General features: G+C 66.0%; 11 protein-coding genes and 1 tRNA gene. 6 read left to right on the top strand and 6 right to left on the bottom strand.

Features of this window, described 5'->3' with window-relative positions:
• The first annotated feature begins 20 nt into the window (after positions 1–20).
• The 3 genes from B6V72_RS05395 to B6V72_RS05385 all read left to right on the top strand — a co-directional run bounded on the left by B6V72_RS05395 (position 21) and on the right by B6V72_RS05385 (position 4,963).
• Positions 21–1,106 (top strand): BMP family ABC transporter substrate-binding protein, encoded by a 1,086-nt coding sequence (locus B6V72_RS05395; RefSeq protein WP_075774184.1) that lies wholly within the window; start codon positions 21–23, stop codon positions 1,104–1,106.
• Between the two features lie 214 nt (positions 1,107–1,320).
• Complete coding sequence (locus B6V72_RS05390; RefSeq protein ID WP_088734950.1) at positions 1,321–2,607, top strand: FAD/NAD(P)-binding oxidoreductase; 1,287 nt, start codon at positions 1,321–1,323, stop codon at positions 2,605–2,607.
• 160 nt (positions 2,608–2,767) lie between these two features.
• Complete coding sequence (locus B6V72_RS05385; protein ID WP_088734948.1) at positions 2,768–4,963, top strand: OmpA family protein; 2,196 nt, start codon at positions 2,768–2,770, stop codon at positions 4,961–4,963.
• 75 nt (positions 4,964–5,038) lie between these two features.
• Here the strand turns inward: B6V72_RS05385 and B6V72_RS05380 are convergent.
• A tRNA-Met gene (locus B6V72_RS05380) sits at positions 5,039–5,115 on the bottom strand.
• A 137-nt stretch (positions 5,116–5,252) separates the two neighbouring features.
• On the opposite strand from B6V72_RS05380, the gene selD reads away from it, so the two are divergent.
• Positions 5,253–7,418, top strand: a complete 2,166-nt coding sequence (selD, locus tag B6V72_RS05375; RefSeq protein WP_088734946.1) for a selenide, water dikinase SelD — start codon at positions 5,253–5,255, stop codon at positions 7,416–7,418.
• Between the two features lie 174 nt (positions 7,419–7,592).
• Here the strand turns inward: selD and mnmH are convergent, their stop codons facing one another.
• The 3 genes from mnmH to B6V72_RS05360 form a co-directional block, all read right to left on the bottom strand.
• Positions 7,593–8,642, bottom strand: coding sequence for a tRNA 2-selenouridine(34) synthase MnmH (gene mnmH, locus B6V72_RS05370; RefSeq protein WP_088734944.1), 1,050 nt, complete (start codon positions 8,640–8,642; stop codon positions 7,593–7,595).
• Positions 8,642–9,226, bottom strand: a complete 585-nt coding sequence (locus B6V72_RS05365; RefSeq protein WP_075774179.1) for a L,D-transpeptidase — start codon at positions 9,224–9,226, stop codon at positions 8,642–8,644. Before B6V72_RS05365 ends, mnmH begins: the two co-directional genes overlap by 1 nt.
• A 131-nt stretch (positions 9,227–9,357) precedes the next feature.
• Positions 9,358–9,564: a DUF2892 domain-containing protein gene (locus B6V72_RS05360; protein ID WP_075774178.1), complete on the bottom strand. Its 207-nt coding sequence runs from the start codon at positions 9,562–9,564 to the stop codon at positions 9,358–9,360.
• A 125-nt stretch (positions 9,565–9,689) separates the two neighbouring features.
• Between B6V72_RS05360 and B6V72_RS05355 the strand changes: the two genes are divergently transcribed.
• Together B6V72_RS05355 and B6V72_RS05350 are read left to right on the top strand one after the other, a co-directional pair.
• Complete coding sequence (locus B6V72_RS05355) at positions 9,690–11,918, top strand: heavy metal translocating P-type ATPase (protein ID WP_088734942.1); 2,229 nt, start codon at positions 9,690–9,692, stop codon at positions 11,916–11,918.
• 102 nt (positions 11,919–12,020) lie between these two features.
• On the top strand, positions 12,021–12,482 hold the full coding sequence (locus B6V72_RS05350; protein ID WP_088722407.1) for a lytic transglycosylase domain-containing protein: 462 nt from the start codon (positions 12,021–12,023) through the stop codon (positions 12,480–12,482).
• Positions 12,483–12,619: 137 nt separating this feature from the next.
• Here the strand turns inward: B6V72_RS05350 and B6V72_RS05345 are convergent, their stop codons facing one another.
• On the bottom strand, positions 12,620–15,127 hold the full coding sequence (locus B6V72_RS05345; RefSeq protein WP_088734940.1) for an FtsX-like permease family protein: 2,508 nt from the start codon (positions 15,125–15,127) through the stop codon (positions 12,620–12,622).
• On the bottom strand, positions 15,124–15,822 hold the full coding sequence (locus B6V72_RS05340; protein WP_088734938.1) for an ABC transporter ATP-binding protein: 699 nt from the start codon (positions 15,820–15,822) through the stop codon (positions 15,124–15,126). Before B6V72_RS05340 ends, B6V72_RS05345 begins: the two co-directional genes overlap by 4 nt.
• Between the last annotated feature and the right edge of the window lie 21 nt (positions 15,823–15,843).

Raw genomic sequence — 15,843 nt, 5'->3', positions numbered from 1 at the left:
ACCCAACTTGGAGTAACGCGATGAACCGCAGATCCTTTTTGAAAACCACCGCCGCCACGGCCGTTGTCGCGGGCGCAGGCGTCCCGGCTTTCGCCGCTGACGAGCCGCTGAAAGTCGGCTTCATCTATGTCGGCCCCGTCGGCGACATGGGGTGGTCCTACCAGCACGACCAGGGTCGTCAGGCGATCGAAGAGAAATACGGCGACAAGGTGAAAACCTCGTTCATCGAGAACGTGCCGGAAGGTCCCGATGCCGAGCGCGCGCTGACCCAGCTTGCGCTGGACGGCAACAAGCTGATCTTCGCGACCTCCTTCGGCTTCATGGACGCGGTCGTGAACGTCGCCAAGAAATTCCCCGACGTGAAATTCGAGCACGCCACCGGCTACAAGCTCGCCGACAACCTCGCGACCTATGACGCGAAGTTCTACCAAGGTCGCGCCATTCAGGGCACGATCGGCGGTCGCATGACCAAGACCAACAAGATCGGCTATATCGGCTCCTTCCCGATCCCGGAGGTCTATCAGGGCATCAACGCCGCCTACCTCGCGGCGAAGAAGGTGAACCCGGACGTCGAAATGAAAGTCGTCTGGGCCTATTCGTGGTTCGACCCGGCGAAAGAGGCCGACGCGGCCGCAGCCCTGATCGCCGATGGGGTGGACGTGCTGCTGCAGCACACCGACTCGACCGCGCCGCAGGCGAAAGCTCAGGAAGCGGGCAACGTCATCACCTTCGGTCAGGCCTCGGACATGTCGTCCTTCGCGCCGATGCCGCGCGTCTCCTCGACCATCGACAACTGGGCGCCCTATTATATCGAGCGCGTCGGCGCCGTCATGGACGGCACCTGGAAATCGGAAGCCACCTGGGGCGGCATCGACAGCGGCATGGTGAAGATCGGCGAGATATCCTCGGCGGTGCCGGACGACGTCAAGAAAGAGGCGCTGCAGCTCAAGGACGACATCGCCTCGGGCAAGGTCCATCCCTTCGCGGGTCCGCTCAACAAGCAGGACGGCAGCGAATTCCTCAAGGCAGGCGATGTCGCGACCGACGACCAGCTTCATTCGATGACCTTCTATGTCGAGGGCATTACCGCGGAACCGCCGAAGTAAGCGATTGCACGAACGAAAAGACGAAAGGGTCGGCCAGGCGCCGGCCCTTTTTTTTCATGCTCGCGCCGCCTCTACCCCCCTTCTCATTGACCGTCATCGTTGCCGCCCCCAGGATTCAGGCTCAAAATTTGAAGAGTCGAGCAACTTGACACATTCAATAATTTGCATCTATCGGTAGATAGAGCGGTTGACGTTAGGGAGTGGGAGGAAGGCAATGGCACATATCGTGGTACTTGGCGCGGGTCTTGGCGGCGCCATCATGGCTTATGAATTGCGTGACCAGGTCCGCAAGGAAGACGAGATCACCGTCATCACCAAGGACCCGAAGTATCACTTCGTGCCCTCGAACCCCTGGGTCGCCGTCGGTTGGCGCGACCGCAAGGACATCACCGTCGATCTCGAACCGACGATGAAGAAAAAGAACATCAAGTTCATCCCGGTCGCGGCCAAGCGCCTGCATCCCGATGACAACAAGGTCGAGCTGGAGGATGGCCGCGAGGTTTCCTACGATTACATCGTCCTCGCCACCGGCCCGGAACTGGCCTTCGACGAGATCGAGGGGCTCGGCCCTGACGGCTTCACGCATTCGGTCTGTCACATCGATCACGCCGAGGAGGCTGGCACCGCCTTAAAACGCTTCTGCGAAAATCCCGGCCCGATCATCGTGGGCGCGGTGCAGGGTGCCTCGTGCTTCGGCCCGGCCTATGAATTCGCATTCATCCTCGACACTGCGCTGCGGCGCGCGAAGATCCGCGATCAGGTGCCGATCACCTTCGTCACCTCCGAGCCCTATGTCGGCCATCTCGGTCTTGATGGCGTGGGCGACACCAAGGGCCTTCTCGAATCCGAAATGCGCAACAAGCACATGAAGTGGATGGTCTCGAGCCGTGTGAAGAAGGTCGAGGACGGCGTGATGCATGTCGAGGAAATCGCCGATGACGGCTCGATCAAGGCCGCCCACGAATTGCCGTTCAAATACGCGATGATGCTGCCACCCTTCCGTGGCATCCCGGCGGTCATGGGGCTGGACGGTCTCGTCAATCCGCGCGGCTTCGTCATCGTCGACAAGCACCAGCGCAACCCGAAATATCCGAACGTCTTCGGCATCGGCGTCGGCATCGCGATCCCGCCCATGGGGCCGACCCCGGTACCCTGCGGCGTGCCGAAAACCGGCTTCATGATCGAGTCGATGGTCACCGCCACCGCGCATAACCTAGGCAATATCGTGCGCGGCAAAGACCCCGACGAGACCGGCACCTGGAACGCGATCTGTCTGGCCGATTTCGGCGACAGTGGCATCGCTTTCGTGGCCCAGCCTCAGCTTCCGCCGCGAAACGTCAACTGGTCGAGCCAGGGCAAATGGGTCCATCTCGCCAAGATCGGGTTCGAGAAATATTTCCTGCGCAAGCTGCGCAAGGGCACCTCGGAGCCGTTCTACGAGAAGACCGCGATGAAGATGCTCGGCATCGACAAGTTGAAGGCGGTGAAGAAGACTCACTGAGCCGGGCCGGCAACCATATCTGTTTTCAATTCACGGGGCGGGCCTGCGGGCTCGCCCCGCGCTGATTCACGCCGATGGTGGTGACGCGCCGGAACACACGCCTCCGTGAAACGTTTGGTCCCCCGATACACGGCCAGATGCCGTATGAAAGGGAGACGACATGAAGACGTTGAAGACGACCACTGCGCTCGTTGCCGGCCTTGCCGCGCTGAGCCCGGCGATCCTGCCGTTCAGTGCGCTTGCCCAGGACAGTAACACCGCCGCTGCGGAATGCGTTGCGAAAGCAGTCGCAGACGGCACCCCGATGGAGCAGGCGAAAGCCGATTGCGAGGCCAATGCGGCGAATGCCGACGGCTCCGCCGAAGCCGCCGCAGGCACCGATCCGGCGAATGCAGATGCGCCGATGTCCGACAGCGAAGCCGATCAGGCTGCGAAAGCGGCGATCGAAGGCGCAGCCCCGCCCTCCGAACAGGACCCGGCCGCGAGCAGTGACACCCCCGACGCCAGCGCGAAAGCCGCAGTCGAAGGCGGCGCGGATGTGACCACTCAATCCGGGACCACGGGCACCGATGCCAACGCCGACGCGGCCGCTGCCGCGACGAGCGATACCGATACGGCCACGAATGCAGATACGTCTGCCGAGCCCGACGCCGCCGCATCGACCGATGCGCAGCCCGAGGCCGCGGCACCCGCCGAGACCGACAGTGCCGCGACCGCGAACGGCGAGGGCACGACTTCAGCCGATACGACCGCGAAGACCGACGGGTCCGCGACCGCCGCGACCGATGGCTCGACCGGCGCGACGGCTGACGGTTCGACCGACGCCACCGCTGACGGTTCGACTGCTGCAGAAGGCCAAACGAATGCCGAGGCGACGGACACCATGAGCCCCGACACCACCTCGCAGGACGCCCCTGCCCCGGTGACCGACACCACCGAAAACGCCATGCAGAACTCGGCGGCTCAGCCGGAGAGCACCGCGACGGCTGAACCCGAGGCGAAACCCGCTGGCGAGACCTCGACCGATACCACCTCCGACACTCAGGTCGTGCAGGAGGGCAATGGCGGATCGGGTTCCGACGTCGAGCCGAAGGTGGTCCAACCGAAAGAGGCGACGACCGCAGATTCGACGAACGCCGACGCGAACACCACCGATGCGGCGAGTGCTGACGCGAGTGCCGAGGCGCAAACGGATCAACAGGCGAACACGCAGGACAGCTCGACCGCCGAGGCGACGAAGCTGCTCGAGAACGCGCTGACAGACACCAAGGCCGCGATCCAGGGCGAGGCTGTGCAGAACGAGGCGCTCAACGCACCGGCCGACAGCACCGACACCACCAATGCCACCGAAGAAACGGTGACCGAGGACACTGCGCGCAGCGCCTCGGAAGACTTCTCGACCACGGTCGACGCCAAGCCCGACGCACAGGCGCAGGCCACGGCCCAGACCGATTCGACGAAGAAGAAAAAGGACGGCCTGAGCACGCTCGAAACCGCAGCGCTCTCCGGTCTCGGTGCGCTCGCCGTGGGAGCGATCCTGAACAACGGTTCGAAAGTAGCCGTGAATTCGGGCGACCGCGTCGTGGTGCAGCAGCCCGACGGATCCTATCAGTTGGTGAAGGACGATAACGCGCTTCTGCGTCAGCCCGGGTCGAAGATTCGCACGCAGGACTACGCGGACGGCTCGTCGCGCACGATCGTGACCAAGCCGGACGGCAGCCAGATCGTCACCGTCTATGACGCGCAGCGCCGAATCCTCAAGCGGACGCTGGTCCAGCCCGACGGGACGCAATACCTGCTGGTCAATGACGCGCAGGGCGCAGACCCTGTAGATGTCTCGGCGCTCCCCAAGCCCAAGCCCGTCGCGACGGTGTCTTCCAGCAACGAACAGGCACTGCGCGAAGCGCTGACCCGCCAGAGTGGCGTCGACCGTACCTTCACGCTTTCGCAGGTGCGCAACATCACCCCGGTCCGCGAACTCGCGCCCGCAATTACGGTCGAGAACATCAACTTCGAGACTGGTTCGGCAGCGATCCAGCCGGATCAAGCGCAGGCCCTCTCGGCTCTGGGACAGGCGATCCAACAGCGCATCGACGAGAACCCGCGTGAGTTGTTCCTCGTGGAAGGCCATACCGACGCCGTCGGCAGCGCCGCCTACAACCTTGCGCTCTCGGACCGTCGCGCGGAATCGGTCGCGCTGGCACTGAGCGAGTATTTCGACGTGCCCGCCGAGAACCTCGTGGTGCAGGGCTATGGCGAACAGGACCTGAAAGTGCAGACCGAAGGCCCCTCGGAAGCCAACCGCCGTGCCGTCGTGCGCCGGATCACCGATCTTCTGCGCACCGCCTCGAACTGAGGTTGAGCCAGAGACAAAAGCAAAGGGCGCCCCGCGGGGCGCCCTTTTCGCATCTCTCCCGAAAGAGGGGAGTAGTGGTGGCGAGGGGGGGACTTGAACCCCCGACCCCACGATTATGAGTCGTGTGCTCTAACCAGCTGAGCTACCTAGCCACTGGGGGGCTAACTAGGCAAAGCGGATCGTCCAGTCAAGGACGTTTTGCGGGAAAATTGCCCCCATTTCGCTGCGGCATATTGGGAATTGGCGAAGCCGCGCGCAAAGGCTAGGCAGGAGGAGAAAAGGAGAGACCATGCACGCCGCCCCTGCCCTGCCCCTCACACGCGATATCGTTCTGATCGGGGGTGGTCATACCCACGCGCTGGTGCTGCGGATGTGGGGGATGAAGCCGCTTCCGGGCGTGCGGCTGACAGTGATCAACCCCGCGCCTTCCGCCGCCTATTCGGGGATGCTGCCGGGCCATGTGGCAGGGCATTACACGCGCGACGAGTTGCAGCTCGATCTGGTGAAGCTCGCAAGACATGCTGGCGCGCGGCTGGTTCTGGGGCGCGCGACGGGAATCGATCGGGCCCGGCGGCTGATCGAAGTGCCGGGGCGTGCGCCGATCGCCTATGACGTGGCCTCGATCGATATCGGGATCACGGCAGAGATGCCGCAGCTGCCGGGATTTCGCGAGCATGTCGTGCCTGCGAAACCGCTCGACGCTTTCGCCGATGCCTGGGACGCCTTCGCCGCCAATCCGCCCGAGTCGCCAAAGATCGCCGTGGTCGGCGGCGGCGTGGCGGGGGTGGAGCTTGCAATGGCCTGTGCACACCGTCTGCCACAGGCCCAGGTAACGGTCTATGAGGCCGCCCCCGAGGCGTTGCGCGCGCTCGGCACCGGCGCCCGGAACGCGATGCTGAAACACTGCGCACGGCTCGGCGTGAAGATCGAGACCGACGCGGCGCTGATCGGGGCGGGAAAAGGGCGGCTCCTTCTGGAAGGCGACCGCACAGCCGAGGCCGATTTCATCATCGGTACGGGGTCGACGAAACCCGCCGACTGGCTACCCGAAACCGGACTCGATCTGACCGACGGTTTCGTCACGGTCGGCCCGACGCTGCAAAGCTCGGACCCCGCGATCTTCGCAGCAGGCGACATCGCCCATCTCAGCCACGCGCCGCGTCCCAAGGCAGGGGTCTATGCGGTGCGCGAGGCCAAGCCGCTGTTCGCAAACCTGCGCGCTGCCGCTTCGGGCGGAGAGATGAAGACCTACCAGCCGCAGCGCGATTATCTGAAACTGATCTCCGCAGGCGGCAAGCTGGCGGTGGCCGATAAATGGGGGTTGCCGTTGAACGGCGCGTGGCTCTGGCGCTGGAAGAACCGGATTGACCGCAAGTTCATGACGAAGGTCCACGATCTGCCCGCGATGCCGACCCCCCCCCTGCCACGCGAGCACGCGCAGGGAATCGCGGAGGTGCTGGGCAGCAAACCGATGTGCGGCGGCTGCGGCGCGAAGCTGGGCGGTCAGGCGCTGCGCGAGGCGCTATCTGACTTGCCCGCACCTGCACGCGCGGATGTGCTGAGCGGTCCGGGCGACGATGCCGCCGTTCTGTCCTGCGGCTCGCAAGCACAGGTCTTCACCACCGATCACGTCCGCGCCTTCACCGAAGATCCCTGGCTTCTGGGCCGGATCGTCGCGCTGCATGCGATGAGCGACGCCTGGGCGATGGGCGCGGCACCGCAGGCGGCCTTGGCGCAGGTCACACTGCCTCGCCAGTCCGAGGAACTGGGCGCGCGGGCCCTGCGCGAGATGCTGGGTGCCGCGTCGGAGGCGTTCCGCCAAGCGGGCTGCGATCTCGTCGGCGGGCATACCTCGATGGGCGCGGAGCTGACACTCGGCTTCACCGTGACCGGGCTGGCAGAGCGGCCGCTGGGCCAAGACCGAGCGCGTCCGGGTGAGGCGCTGATCCTGACCAAGGCGCTTGGAACGGGCGTGATCCTCGCCGCCGAGATGGCGAAGCACGCTCCCGGCGACGTGGTGGCAGGCGCGCTGGAGAGCATGGGCCGCAGTTCCGCCGGCGCCTCCGCGATCCTCGCGCCCGTGGCCTCTGCGATGACGGATGTAACGGGGTTTGGTCTCGCAGGGCATCTGCTGGGACTATGCGAGGCGTCGGCTGTCTCGGCAGAGCTGGACCTTGACGCGATCCCGCTGCTGGAGGGCGCCGAAGCTTTGGCGGAAGCGGGCGAACACTCGACCCTCCTGCCGCAAAACATCGCCAATTGCGCGGGCCGGATGACCGCGCCGCCGGGGCCGCGTACGGAGTTGTTGCACGATCCTCAGACCTCGGGCGGCTTGCTGGCGAGCGTGCCGGAGGCGCAGACGGCGGAGGTGTTGGCAAAGCTGGAAGCGGCAGGCTACCGCGCCGCGCGGATCGGGTCGATTGCGGACGGCCCGGCGTTCCTGCGGGTGCGGTGAGAGACGGGACGCGCCCGACCCTTGGGGGGGCGCTTTGACCGGCAGATGGCTTGGCGCTTTATCTCGCAAGCCCGGAAGACATTCCTACTCGCGATGACATTGCCAATGTGCGCTCCCGGGGGGAGGGTCGGGCGCGGCCCAGGCTGGTCGCCCCTTGCCAAGGGCTCACGCCCCTTAGCGCTCCGCCATCTCCTGCGCCTCTCTTACCACCTGCGCAGCTATCCCCTCGATCGCCTCCGGCGCGAGACTCTCAGCCTCGATCACCCGCTCCTGCTCCACATGACGCGCGCGGTGTTTCTCGTAGCGTGGATCATAATGGTCGCGCATCAATTCGCCCGCCAGCGCCGCATATTCACCGGCCTGCGCCTGTGCCTGCCATGCCGCGACCCGCTCGGCGGGCTGGAAGGGCCGCAACTGATCGAGCACCCCAAGCAGCCGATCTGGATCCGCCGTGATATCCGCATAGGCCCGCGCCAGATACTCCGCGCGCTCCGCCAGCGGCGCCCTGACCCGCACACGCGGCGCGTCCTTGATCGCAGCCCAGATCCCGCTCGGCAGCTGGAGATCGCCAATCTTTGAGCTTTCCGCCTCCAGCAGCACCGGTCGCGCCGGGTCGAGCGCCGCGATCTCCATGATCAGCCGGGTCTCGAAATCCTTCTGGCTCGATTGCCCGCCCTCCATCGCCCCGAAGAGAGAACCGCGATGATTGGCCAGCCCCTCCAGATCGATCACCTGCGCGCCCTGTGCCCGTGCCGCTTTCAGAATGTCGGTCTTCGCGGTTCCGGTATTGCCGTCGAGTACGACCACCGGACAGGGCATCGCCGCCTTTCCAGCCTCCACCACCAGCGACCGGAACGCCTTGTAGCCGCCCTCGACCAGCTCCACGCGCCAGCCGACCTGCTTCAGGATCGTCGCGAAAGAGCCCGAGCGCTGTCCGCCGCGCCAGCAATAGACCAGCGGACGCCAGCCGCCTTCCTTGTCGGCCAGCGGACCCTGCAAATGTTTGGCTGCGTTCTGTGCCACCAGCGCCGCACCGATCTTGCGCGCGTCGAAGGGCGCGACCTGTTTGTAGATCGTGCCGACGCGGGCGCGCTCCTCATCGTCGAGCACGGGCAGGTTGATGGCGCCGGGGATACGATCCTCGGCGAATTCCGAAGGCGAGCGCACATCGATGATCGTGTCGAAATCGAGCGCGGCGACCTCGGCAATCGAGGTAAGTTTCATCAGTAGACAGTAACCTGCGTGCCGACGGGAACGCTGTTGAACAGCTCGATGACGTGATCGTTCACCATCCGGATGCAGCCGTTCGAGACCGCATGCCCGATCGACCGCGGCTCGGTCGTGCCGTGGATGCGGATCGCCGTGTCATGCCCATTCTGATAGAGATACATCGCCCGCGCGCCGAGCGGGTTCTCCGGCCCACCTTTCATGCCGTCGGCGTATTTCTTGTAGGCCGGGTTACGCTCGATCATCTCTGGCGTCGGGGTCCAGCTCGGCCATTTGACCTTGCGCGCTACCGTCGCCTTGCCGCGGAATGTCAGTTCCGCCTTGCCGACCGCCACGCCGTATCGCATCGCAACGCCCGGCGCGATGATGTGATAGAGGAAGAACTTGTCGGAAACGATGATGATCGAGCCCACCGGCAGATCCGGCTTCACCGCCACTTTCGTCGGGTAATATTGCGAGCCGATCGGCCAGCGCTTGGCCGGTCCGGTCTCGACGCTTTGCGCGGGTTCGGTTGCGGCAAAGGCGGGCAGGCTTGCGAAGGGCAAGGCGGCCAACGAAAGAAGAAAGGCGCGGCGATCCATCTCAAACTCCTGCAAATCCCGTGGCTTCATTCAAGAAAAGCCAAGGGCGAGGCTAGCAAAGCCGCCCCACCCTCTCAAGATTTGGTCTCGGGTCCGGAAAAGACCAGCGCCAATCGTTGCCGCTTTGTCGATTACTTACCGAAAGCGCAGCCCGATTTGACACCGAACTTGCCGAAGATCATTGCAGCCGGGCAGAAACCGGTGAAGGCCGATTGCAGCAGGTTCGCGCCGATGAAGGCAGTAAACCAGAGCCAATACATCGAGACATAAACGGCCAGCAGCAGCGAGATCAGGATCATCACGCCAGCAAAGGCAAAAATCGCACGGTCGAGGTTCATTCGAGGGTACTCCACGAAAAGGTTACGTTGAGGCAGAATATAGCATCTCCTCAAGACAAATTCAATTGATTGCATATGTCTCGCGACGCTTGACCGCAGCCCCGCGCGGGATCAGATAACGTCCCATGAGCGAAGCCACTTTCATAATCGACGCCATGCATTGCGGGGCCTGCACCGGTCGGGTCGAACGCGCGCTGATGGCACAACCCGGCGTTCAAAACGCCTCGGCCAACCTGATGGCGCGCAGCGCCCATGTCGAATTCGACGGGCCCGCCGATCTCGAGAGCCTCAAAACTGCGCTCGATCAGGCCGGCTATCCGGGCCGTCTGAAAGAGGAGATGGCCAGTGGCCCCAGCGCCGCCGAACGCCAATTGCAGGAGGCGCGCCAGCTCCGGCGGCAGTTCCTGACCGCGCTCGCGCTGACCGCCCCGGTCTTCGTGCTCGCGATGGGCGCGCATATGATCCCCGGCATGCATCACCTGATCGCCAGCACGATCGGGATCGAAGCAAGCTGGTGGGTGCAGATGATCCTTACCGCGCTGGTGCTGGCCTTCCCAGGCCGCGTCTTCCTGCGCATCGGCGTCCCCGCCCTGCTGCGCGGCGCGCCCGAGATGAATTCGCTCGTCGCGATGGGCTCGCTCGCCGCGTTTGTCTATTCCGCCCACGTCACGCTTGCCCCCGGCCTTCTGCCGGAGGCCGCGCGCGGCGTCTATTTCGAGGCGGCGGCGACCATCGTCACGCTGATCCTGCTGGGTCGCTGGCTTGAGGCGCGCGCCAAGGGCCGGGCCAGCGAGGCGATCTCGCGGCTGATCGGTCTGCAACCCAAGACCGCGCGTGTGCAGACCGAAAACGGGGTGGAGGAACGGCCGATCGAGGAACTCGTGCCCGGCGACATTCTGCTGCTCGCCCCCGGCGAACGAGTCGCGCTCGACGGGGTAATCGCCGAAGGCGCGGGGCATATCGACGAGAGCATGCTGACGGGCGAGCCCGTGCCCGTCGCGAAATCCGAAGGCGATCCGATCACCGGCGGAACGGTGAATGGCGAATCCGCGCTGAGCTACCGCGTCACCGCAACCGGCGGCGACACCGTCCTGTCGCGGATCATCGCGATGGTCGAAGCTGCGCAGGGCGCGAAACTGCCGGTGCAGGCACTGGTCGACAAAGTCACCCGCGTCTTCGTGCCCGTGGTGATGGCACTGTCGCTCCTGACCTTCGCGATCTGGATGATCGCGGGCATGGGCTTTTCGCATGCCTTCGTCGCGGCGATCTCGGTGATGATCATCGCCTGCCCCTGCGCGATGGGGCTGGCGACACCGGTCTCGATCCTCGTGGGCACCGGGCGCGGCGCCGAGCTGGGCCTGCTGTTCCGCCGTGGCGACGCGCTGCAACGCCTCTCGGAAGTCGCGGTCGTGGGCTTCGACAAGACCGGGACGCTGACCGAAGGCCACCCCGCCCTGACCGATCTCGAGCCGCTCGCCGACCTGGCCGAGGCGGAAATCCTCGCGCTCGCGGCAGGCGCCGAGGCGCGCTCGGAACATCCGCTGGCCCGGGCGATCCTCGCCGAGGCCGAAGCGCGCGGCATTACCCATGCACCGGTCAAACGCGTCAAGGCGCTGTCCGGCAAGGGGCTGCGCGCGCAGGCCGAAGGCGCGAAGCTCTGGATCGGCAATGCCGGCGCGATGGCAGAGGCCGGAGCCGATATCACGCCCTATGCCGAACGTGCGAAGGCACTGGCCGCGAAAGGCCGCACCCCGGTGTGGATGTCGCTCGACGACCGGCCAGTCGCGCTGATGGCGCTGTCGGACCCGATCAAGACAGAGGCGCGCGAAGCGATCGACGCTCTGCACAAGGCGGGCAAACAGGTGGCAATGGTCACCGGCGACACGCGCGTCACCGCGGAAGCCGTGGGCCACGATCTTGGCATAGACCGGATCGAGGCCGAGGTGCTGCCCGACGGCAAGCGCGATGCGGTCGAGAGCCTGCGCCAGATCGGACCGGTCGCCTTCGTGGGCGACGGCATCAATGACGCCCCTGCGCTGGCGGCCGCCGATGTGGGCCTCGCGATCGGCACCGGCACCGATGTCGCCATCGAGGCCGCCGAGGTCGTGCTGATGCGCGGCGATCCGAACGGCGTCGCGATGGCGCTGGAACTGTCGCGCGCGGTGATGCGCAATATCCGGCAGAACCTGTTCTGGGCATTCGCCTATAACGTCGCGCTGATCCCGGTCGCGATGGGCATCCTCGTGCCCTTCGGCGGGCCCGGCCTGTCCCCGATGCTGGCGGCGGGCGCGATGGCCTTCTCCTCGGTCTTCGTGGTCACCAACGCGCTGCGCCTGCGCCGCGCCCTGCGGTGATCCGGGCGTGGATCGGCAAGAGCGCGCCGAGGCCGGAACTCCACCCTTCCCAAGCGGCAAGGAGGGCGCTTAGCTGCGGAAGACCTCGATTGGAGCGCCCGCATGCTGACTCGTCGCCTCTTCCTGCTCTCGCTCAGCGCCCTCGCGGCCTGCGGCGGCTCACCACGCCCGATGGCGAAACCCGCTTATGCGCTGCCGCTCCACCGCAACGAGACGCCGGAAATCCGCGCCCTGATCAACCGCTACTCGGACCACTACGGCGTTCCGCGCACCCTGACCCACCGAGTCATCCAGCGCGAGAGCCGTTACCGCGCCGATGCCCGCAACGGCCCCTATTACGGGCTGATGCAGATCCTGCCGCAAACCGCCCGCGGCATGGGCTTTCGTGGCAAGCCGCATGACCTGCTCGACCCTTCGACGAACCTGAAATACGCCGTGAAATACCTGCGCGGCGCATGGCTGGTCTCGGACGGCTCTGAAGATCGCGCGGTCAAATGGTATTCGCGCGGCTATTATTACGAGGCCAAGCGGCGCGGCCTGCTCAGGGAAACCGGACTGCGCTGACCCGCGACCTGCGCGGCCTCAAACTGAGGGACGCTCCGCGGGGGATATTTGCGCCAAGGCGAAGCAAAACGCTCTCTCTTCGGCTTGGCCGAAATATCCCCGCCGGAGGCATCCGGCCTTTCCACGCAAAGCTGCCCTCACTCAGGCGCGCGCAACACCCCGGCAGGCCGGGCCGCAAGCGGGCGCAAAGCGAAGACCAGACCCGCGAGCAGCGTCGCGATCACACCGCCCGCCACGATCAGAAGCGCTGGCGTCGGGGCGAAATGGAACTCCGCGCCCATCACCAGATGAACCACGGCCCAGCCCGCGAGCCCGCCAAACAGGATCGCGACCAGCCCCGCCGCCGCGCCCATCAGCGCAGAGCGCAGCGCGAAGCTCGCTAGGATCGCGCCGCGCGTGGCGCCGAGCGTCTTGAGCATCGCAGCCTCCCAGGCCCGCTCGCGCTCGCCCGCCGCTGCCGCCCCGATCAGGACGACGAAGCCGGTGAGCAGCGTCACACCCGCGGCCAGCGAGGTCGCCCGCGCGATGGCCGAAAGCGCATCGGTCACGCGCTGCAGGGCGTCGCGCACGCGGATCGCGGTGATATTGGGGAAGCGTTCCGCCAGATCGCGCATCACCTGCGCCTCGGCGCTTGGCGGCGCGTAGATCGTGGCGAGCCAGGTATGGGGCGCACCGCGCAGCGCCGCCGGATCGAGCGTGAGGACGAAACCGATCCCGCCGGTCGAGAAATCCACATCGCGGAACGAGGTCACCTTCGCGGTGATGTCGCGCCCGAGGATGTTCACCGTGATCGTATCGCCGAGCTTCAGGCCGATCTCCTGCGCCTCCTTGGCCGAGAAGCTGGCCAGCGGCGGCCCGTTATAGTTCTTCGGCCACCACTCGCCCGCGGTGATCTTCTCACGCGGGGTCTCGGCATAGGTCACGCCGCGATCGCCGCGCAGCACCCAATGCTCGCCATGCGTCTTGCGCGCATCCTCGCCGTTGATCTTGGTGATCACGCCGCGCAACATCGGCACGCTTTCGACTTTGGTCACCTCTGGCATGTCAGCCAGCAGATCGGTGAAGGGCTGGATCTGGTCGGGCTGGATATCGATCACGAAATAGGCCGGCGCGACCTTCGGCAGATCGCGGTCGATCGCACCGCGCAAGCCGCTGTCGACTTGTCCCACGGCGGCCAGAACCGAGAGGCCGAGGCCGAGCGAGAGGATGACCGAGCGCGCTTCGGAGCGCGGCCCGCCGATAGCGGCAAGGGCTGCGCGCAGCACCGGGCGGCCCCGGGCACGGTGCTGGGCGCGACGCGCGAGCCAGCGGATCAGGCTGGCGGAAAGCGTCAGGATCAGAAGCGCCACGGCGATGCCGCCGAGGCTCGCCAGCGTCAGCGTCCAGAGACCCGAGAACCACGCCGAGACGGTGACGAGGATCGTCAGAAGCGCTGCCGTCAGCAGAAGTGTGGGCCAGCCCGGCAGGCGGCGGCCTGCGCCGGTATCGCGGTAAAGCGTCGCCGCGCGCATCTTCGACATGCGCGAGAGCGGCCAGAGCGCAAACAGCATCGCGACCAATGCGCCGTAGAGCGCGGCCTCGCCCAGCGGGCCGGGATCGAGGCCGATCTCGACCGGCAGCGGCAGCGAGCGTTCGATCAGCCCGGATGCGCCGAGTACGAGACCGGCGCCAAGGACGAGCCCGGCGAGAATGCCCGCGAGGCCGAGGGCTGCGAGCTGCAGCAGAAACGCCGCGCGGATCGTGCCTCCGGTCGCGCCGAGCGCGCGCAGGGTCGCGATGGTGGGCGCTTTGCGTTCGATCCACGCAGCGACCGTGGCGGAGATGCCGACCCCGCCTACGGCCAGCCCGGCAAGCCCGACCAGCACGAGGAAAGAGCCCAGCCGCTGCACGAAACGCTCCGCCCCCGGCGCGGCCCGGCGGCGGTCGGACCAGCGCATTCCTGCACCGTCGAACCGGGTCTCGGCCTGCTGTTTCAGGGTGGCGAGGTCGGTGTCTGGCGGTAGCGTCGCGCGGTATTCCGTCTCGAAGAGCGAGCCGGGCGACAGGAGCGGCGTGTTCTCGATGGCCGACAGAGAGACGATGGAATGCGGACCGAGGCCCATCCCCGTGCCCGTCGAATCCGGCTCGCGCACGATCCGCGCCATCATCACGAAATCCTGCCCGCCCAGCTGCACCCGGTCACCGGGGCTCAGGCCCAGACGGTCAGCGAGGATCGGATCGAGGAAAATCCCCGGCAAGCCGTCCTGCCCCGTCAACGCCTCAGGCGCGACGGGCGGATCAAGCTGCAGCTTGCCGGTCAGAGGATAGGCCCCGTCCACCGCTTTCACCTGCGTCAAAGCGCGGTCGGCGGGATCGGTGCCGGTCGACAGCATCGAGCGGAAGTCGATCACCTCCGAGACCGCCGTGGCGCGGTCGGTGATCCATTGCATCTCCTCGGGCTTGGCGCGGCGATAGGTGAATTCGTATTGCGCGTCGCCCCCCAAGAGCACCGCGCCCTGATCCGACAGCGCACGCTCGATCGCGGAGCGCACCAGACCGACCGAGGCGATCGCCGCAACGCCCAGCATGAGGCAGAGCAACATCACCCAGAAGCCGCGAATGCCGCCGCGCAGCTCGCGCCGGGCGATGGAGAGCGCGAGGCTCATGCGGGGGTGCCCGTTGCAATGTGATCGCCCACGACTTCTCCATCACGCAGCTCCACGATCCGGTCGCAGCGCGAGGCCAGTTCAGGCGCGTGGGTCACCAGCACCAACGTCGCGCCGTGTTTCTCCTGCAGGCCGAAAAGCAGCTCGATGATCGTCTCGCCCGTGGCGCTGTCGAGATTGCCGGTGGGTTCATCCGCCAGCAGGATCGCAGGTCGCGGCGCGACCGCGCGGGCCAGCGCCACGCGCTGCTGCTCGCCGCCCGACATATGGCTGGGATAATGGTCGAGCCTATGCGCCAGCCCGACGGCCTCCAGCTCTGCCGCGGCGCGCTCGAACGGGCGCTCCACGCCTGCGATTTCCAGCGGCATCGCGACGTTTTCCAGCGCCGTCATCGTCGGGATGAGGTGGAAGCTTTGGAAAACCACCCCCATATTACCCCGACGAAACCGCGCCAGCGCATCCTCGGACAGCTTCGAGAGATCGTGACCCAAAGCGGTGACAGACCCCGAGGTGGCGCGTTCCAGCCCACCCATCAGCATGAGGAGCGACGATTTGCCCGATCCAGACGGCCCCGTAAGCCCGACGCTTTCCCCTTTCGCGATGCTGAGGTCGATCCCGTTGAGGATCTCGACCGGGCCGGTATTGCCGTCGAGCGCGAGCCGCGCGTCTTTCAACTCAAGGATCGTTTCACTCATGCGCCGTCTTTCTTTTGCTTC

Origin of the sequence: Thioclava sp. F34-6 (assembly GCF_002213235.1) — a bacterium.
Classification (GTDB): domain Bacteria; phylum Pseudomonadota; class Alphaproteobacteria; order Rhodobacterales; family Rhodobacteraceae; genus Thioclava; species Thioclava nitratireducens.
This window is presented reverse-complemented; position numbering and strand designations above follow the sequence as displayed.